4 protein-coding genes are annotated in these 6,094 nt (G+C 51.0%); all 4 read right to left on the bottom strand.

The genetic code is table 11. From position 1 onward, the window contains the following. Positions 1 to 190: 190 nt before the first annotated feature. Complete coding sequence (locus BSZ32_RS09740; RefSeq protein ID WP_165788762.1) at positions 191 to 2,704, bottom strand: hypothetical protein; 2,514 nt, start codon at positions 2,702 to 2,704, stop codon at positions 191 to 193. A 161-nt stretch (positions 2,705 to 2,865) separates the two neighbouring features. Further along, positions 2,866 to 3,738, bottom strand: coding sequence for a sialate O-acetylesterase (locus tag BSZ32_RS09735; RefSeq protein ID WP_105043247.1), 873 nt, complete (start codon positions 3,736 to 3,738; stop codon positions 2,866 to 2,868). 128 nt (positions 3,739 to 3,866) lie between these two features. Further along, on the bottom strand, positions 3,867 to 5,336 hold the full coding sequence (locus BSZ32_RS09730) for a sialate O-acetylesterase (protein WP_105043246.1): 1,470 nt from the start codon (positions 5,334 to 5,336) through the stop codon (positions 3,867 to 3,869). A 111-nt stretch (positions 5,337 to 5,447) separates the two neighbouring features. Further along, positions 5,448 to 5,933 (bottom strand): hypothetical protein, encoded by a 486-nt coding sequence (locus BSZ32_RS09725; RefSeq protein WP_129589687.1) that lies wholly within the window; start codon positions 5,931 to 5,933, stop codon positions 5,448 to 5,450. Positions 5,934 to 6,094 lie beyond the last annotated feature (161 nt).

Below are 6,094 nucleotides of genomic sequence, written 5' to 3'. Positions count from 1 at the left end.
TTCTATCCGAAGAGCTTCTCGTCATAAGAAAAGGAAGACACGAACCGCGAGCAAGAAAAAGGAGGCCTAAAAGTTATCAATTACTAACAAAACCAAGACACCAATTTAAAGAAATTCAGCATAGGAGCAAATACAATAAAACCGCTTAAGTCCGTGCCATTCTGCTCTGTCCCCCTATTTTATACGCCGCCTATTTCTTATAAAAGCACGAAGTCACCAGGTAGGTTTTGTATCCTGGGATCATCAACAACTCAGGCACGCAATGGCCTGACTTCGGTTTGAATATATTTCCATCGACCAGAAACTTGGAATTACGGGGGAAATCCACATGGAATTTTCCCGTGCTACCGATCCCATCAATAAGTGCCCATCTCATGGGTTCAGATCCACCCGAGAACAGGATTAGAACCGGACGGCTTTGCGTCAGGTCCTCGCGGATGAGTTCGGACACAGCCTTGAGATTGTCCGGCTGCAAATCAGAGAGAACCGGCTTACTGCGGACACCGGTGAGTTCCTTGATACTGCGAAGAAAGTCTTTCTCGGGCTTTATGTTATGAAAGTTCAGTTCCAATGCTTGAGCGTAAACATGTTGGAAAAATCCGTCAATTTCCTCCAAACGCATCGGGTAATCACCCGCTGAGGGATTCCAACTCAGTTGGTCGAAATCGACATCTGAGCCTTTCGATCGAGACTTCGAGGAGGAGAATTTAAACCGTTCGGGGCGATAGTAGGCAATGAGCTTCGCAAACACACAAGTCGGGCTGTAACCGATGAACGGCGAATTGGCTTCATTGCTGTATTTGTTGAATAAATAGCGATTGTCCGAGAAAGAATCGGTGAACAACGGACCGATACTAGCGGCAGGTGTATTGACGTCCGGCGTTTTGACAATCTGTTCCTCATCGCTGTAGCGGACACCGATGCCGTTGTTCGCGAATGCGCGGACGTAGTAGGTGGTGCTGGGTCTCAGATTGATCGCATGCCCCCGGTAACACTCGCGATGAGCCAGAGTGTAGGTGTCGTCGCGGATGGTGGGGGTTTTTGAAGTCGACCAGCAAAAGCCGTAAGTGGTAATCAAGGGCTGACCGCGAAATTTGATGGTGCAATCCATCGTGAAGCTGGTGGGCTGGACATCGCTAATCTCATCGAGGCGGATTTGCGGCAGCATTGAGTTCGTGTAGTCACTACCGCTGACCCGATGACGATCGGTCTCTAAATCGAAGGTGAGGGTTCCGTCTTTTTCCTCGATGTTTTTGAAGGAAATCCCGCCATCCATGAGATTGGGAAGCCTGGATGACGGCTCGGTGGTCATGTCGAATTCCGTTCGATTGTGGGATTTACCGAACAGACATTTGTTGGTGTCCCCCCCACCCCGGAAGAATGGATCATTGGGGCGGTAAACGTAAAAGTAGTCCGGTGAACCCAGGTAATTGGTCAGCCCCAAATTCACCACAGAGATGAGCATCCCCTCATGGTCGGGACCTACGCCAGCGATACGATCTTCCTCGTGAATGTATTCCACATGATACATGTAGTGGGGATGATTGCTGGGGATGAGGTAGCCGAGCGCTTCTTTTCCCTGTGGTGTGATGTGCCGCGGATGTAAGGTGTAGGTCCCTGGGTTTTTAATGGTCGGGTGATTCCGCTCCTCGATAAAGGCGTGGTGATAAAACCGGCTGAAGGCATTCGCAGTGGGGCCGTAGGCGAGAGGGCTTGCACCGCCACCGATACCATCGTTGAAACGACCTATGCGATAAACGTCTGGAGCTCCAAGTGAGTGTCCGAGCTCATGAGCGAGCACACCACCGGCGAAGTCATTGATCTGGATTTTCGAATTGGGCCACATCGGCTCGCCCCACTTGCAAGCCGGCTTATAGTGATCCCAAGGTTTAAAAATCTTGGTCGAATTCTTGGGCTCTTTGCTCCTGCGGGTTTTGACTGGCTTGATCCGGTCTGGGTCAGCGTTACGGTTGTCATAGAAGTCGAGGAGCGCGACACTTACCTCCTCGGTTGGTTCCTTGGGTCGGCGCGTGACGTAGTTGTAGCACATGAACCGGGGCTTATCACCACGGTAGGATTGGTTGGCAAATTTCAGGGCATTCTCATTCATCTCTTTCACCCGATCATTGCCTTCTTCCCTGTCTTTCCAACCGATGGGGTTTCGCCAATAGTCATACTCGCAGTAATAACCGTAAAAGTGAGGGTCCTGGTAGTTGGTATCTTCATCGGGCATCACCACGAGTTTCGGCCAAGTGATGTCGTTGCTGTAGACCTTGAAATACTCCTCCAGATCGACACCAGAGGAATATCTTCCGGATTTATCCTGCTTTCCGGTTTCCGCATGCTGAGGATTGCTGGAAACCTGATTTGCAGACCTGATGGCTTGATCAGTGTCTTCCGGGGCAACGGTTTCCTTGAAGGTGATCACGATGAATCCCACGAGAAACTCACCGGTGGTCACCGGTTGTTTGGCCGGATTGTAATCCGGAATAGGCGACGCCTTGCGCTTGCCTCCTTTCTCCTCTGTCCCGTGCCCATGCACGGCGGCGTGAACCGGACATGACAGGCAGGCCAGAGCGATCAGCAATTGCAACATCCTCATCATCGCACCATAAGGGGAAATCATAGGACGACTGCTAGGAATTTGCTTTTTGGGTGAGGTGGTCGAGAGCATCATGCGTGGAGGAGAAAGGGGGTTGATCATGCTCGGCCTCGGCGCTTGGCTCATCATGACGGGCAGTGGTTTATTTACTCTGGGAGCATTGATTGCTTATCGCGGATTTTGGTGGCGCTTACAGAGTCCCATTCGGACGATCGCCCAGACCAGCGACATTCTGTAACGCGCGCGAGCGGCCGCCACGCGCATCATGGAGCTGCTGGATGAACACTGATTCCTGGTAGCTGGACATAGTAAACAGGGAAGTCGCCTTGAGCCCAAATTTTCCGCCACCCAGTGATCAGAGATTTTAGTTTTGGTTCGTAATGTCGACGATCTTTTTCATTACTCTCACCTTGATACCAGATCACCCCTCGCAGACTGGAGCCAGCGATTGGGTCGATAAATTTCAGGTGATTCTTACCTGTTTCGTATGGCTCCTGATTCAGCCAGCTTTCGATATCAGAGCCTCCTACTGCGGCAGTGATGAGCCCGACAGGCACCAAGGCATCGCTCTGCAGTCTGCGACCGAAGAAAAACGCGACCTTTTTGAAACCCGGTGCTGTTTCTGGTGTGCAGACAACCCATTCTTTATCGTCCTCGGATCCATACTGTCGCAGCGCTGGGTAGTTTGCTTTCTCTAGTGTGTCTTGTGGGTGATGACGGGTCTTGTTGGTCTTGATCGATCCTGCCATATTAGACTGACCAACGCAGAGCCAAATATCGCCAAGGACGAGGTTCTTAATTTCTTTGACTGCCTTCTTGCCATCCTTTTCGCAAACAATCGTCATGGACTTGCCAGCGGGACAGTCATTGACAGATTTGAGTTTGACCGCATCCATTGGATCTAGCACGACTCTCCATTTGCCATCTGTATCAGCTGTAGTTGTTTTGATTTGACCATCGAAGCTGACGGTGACTTTCGCGTCTGCTAAAGATGCCCCCCAGACTGGTAGCTTGATCTGCTGTTGTAAAATAGCGTTGTCTCTGAAAGGTGAACTGCACTGAGCTTCCAGCGTCTGTTCTGTTTTTGGGCTAGTAGGTTCTGGATCAGCTGCACCAAATAGTGTCGAACTGATCATCAAAAAAGCGATCGGTAGTTGTATTAATTTCTCATGTTAGATTTATTTATATCGTTATTGCTAAGCTAAGTGATTGCTTCGCTGGTTCATTATTTTCTGACAATATTATTGTGGGGTGGCTGTCCTGGTTAATAGCCTGAGGTGCTGAAGGGGGAGGCTGGAAGGCCGGTTTTGTTGTAGAGATTACAGCCGACTGGAAACTGGGTGTAGCCGTAACGAACCGCGATCGGTTCGGCCACTGCCTTAGAGGAAACGATCAGGTCGCTGCCCTCGATCTTGCCTACGGCCCAGTGCCACTTACCATCCTTGGCCTGGATTGATAACCACGGTATCGCCGCATCTGGTGTCGGTACTGGTGGCTGGAATCGGTCCTTGTTGGCGAGCATTAGTCCATTCCCCGCGTAATTGAATTTCACGCGGATGGTGCTGCCCTCGATCTTGTGGTTCTTGTAGAGTGGTCCGCTAGGCACCACTTCTTTTTTTCCGTAATCGTTGTGCAGAGCCCAGTAGGCAAGCCGCAGACCGACGTCATACTTGTTAAATGGGTGTTCTTTCTTCTCGCCAATGTCGATGGCGACTGCCATGCCGGTGTTGGGGATACTAAGCGCCTCGAACTGGGCGTTTCGGATAGCTGCCCGGCCGTCACCACCGGCAGGTTGGTCTGTGGGTGATTGACCCTGTGCCGCGAGCTGGACGAAGTAGAAAGGGTAGTCTCCTTGATTCCAGACTCCGCGCCAACCATCGATGAGTCGCTTCAGCTTCGGCAGGTAGTCCTTGCCATTCTTGACGTTGGCCTCTCCCTGATACCAGAGGGCACCGCGCATTGCGTGACCTACCAATGGCTCGATCTTTGGGATGAAATTTTGATACTTTGTTTTGATCGGAGGTTCGCCGGGAGCAATGTACTGCCAACCTTCGATACCCGTTCCCGCCACCGCTGCATTCATTAGTCCGATGGGGACGAGCAGTTCGCTTTGCAGCTTGCGACCAAAGACAAAAGCGATGCTATAGCATCTGCCTACGGTCTTGGGAGTGCTGACGGTCCACTCGGTTTCGAGAAAGCGTAGCGCTGGGAAGTCAGCGTTGACTTGTGATTCTTTGGTGCCCTGCTTGTGACTGAATCTCACTGACATATTCGATTGCCCAGAACATAGCCAGACCTCGCCAATCAGGATATTGGAACACTCCTTCTTCTCTTGCTTGCCGCCCGCGCGGGTGATTACGGTCAGGGTGCGACCGGTAGGCGCGTCATTCACCGACTTCAACTTGTCGGCGGGCATGGCGTCCAGTTTCACTTCAAAACGTCCGTCCGCAGCGGCCTTGGTGACATGCTTCTGTTTGTCAAAGGTCACCTCGACGTCAGTGCCAGGAAGAGTCCAGCCCCAGATTGGGACCGGCATTTTCTGTTGGAAGACGGCGTTGTCGCCAAACGGACGTCCGAGACGCGGTGTTAATTCCAGCGGTGGCTTTTCCTTTGGGAATGCAGTGGATAATTCCGCGGCGGGCAGTGAGCCAGCGGTGGTAAGACCGAGGACTAGGACACAGAACGTGGCATGGAGGGCGAAGCGGAAGCTGCTTTTCGTGGGAATCAAACTCATGGCGGAACCTTAAACGATACAGCCCTGTCTTGCCAACCTTATCTACGAATGATGTCTGCTCTATGGGTAAGAGTTATCACTAATCACCGATCACTTCCAAAAGGATTAGTGTTACTTCTTCACAAACTTCTGATCATCTGGATGGAGAAAATCTATGTTGAAGCTGGTAGCAATGCCGTTAGATTTGATGACGGTGACTTTGCCCGTAGCGGCATCATAGTTTTTGAGCCTAGCTTTAAATGATTTTGGGCCATCGGCGTTGCGGAAATTATACAGTGGTGCGCGCTTCTTTTTAGCGGGCTTTGATGTTCCGATGAGCTCCAGAACTGCTTTTCCCATTGCTTCACCGACGAGGTAATACGTTTCAGCATTACTGTTCCAGTGGTAGCCTTGTTTTGAAGGGGACGCTTCTACAGAACGGGAGAATGACCCTGTTACCACGCAATGAACGTTTTTAAGGTCTTTTACTTTCGCAGCAGCAGCTTGAGCATCCCGGATCATGAAGCGCCGGCCACTACTGCTAGGAATTTGCTTTTTGGGTGAGGTGGTCGAGAGCATCATGCGAGGAGGAGAAAGGGGGTTATAAGATAGAAGCATCTACCTCCTCTATTAGTCTGTCTTTTTCTTTTTGATGAGGACCCTCGGGTCACAGACCGTTGGCAGAATCGGCATTCGTAGTCCCTATGGTAAGTGTAGTAGGTGTCATAGCTACGTAATCTACGACCCACCGTTGCAAAATGAAAGTCGGACTTCTTACG

Origin of the sequence: Rubritalea profundi (genome assembly GCF_002954445.1) — a bacterium.
GTDB classification, from domain to species: domain Bacteria; phylum Verrucomicrobiota; class Verrucomicrobiia; order Verrucomicrobiales; family Akkermansiaceae; genus Rubritalea; species Rubritalea profundi.
This window is presented reverse-complemented; position numbering and strand designations above follow the sequence as displayed.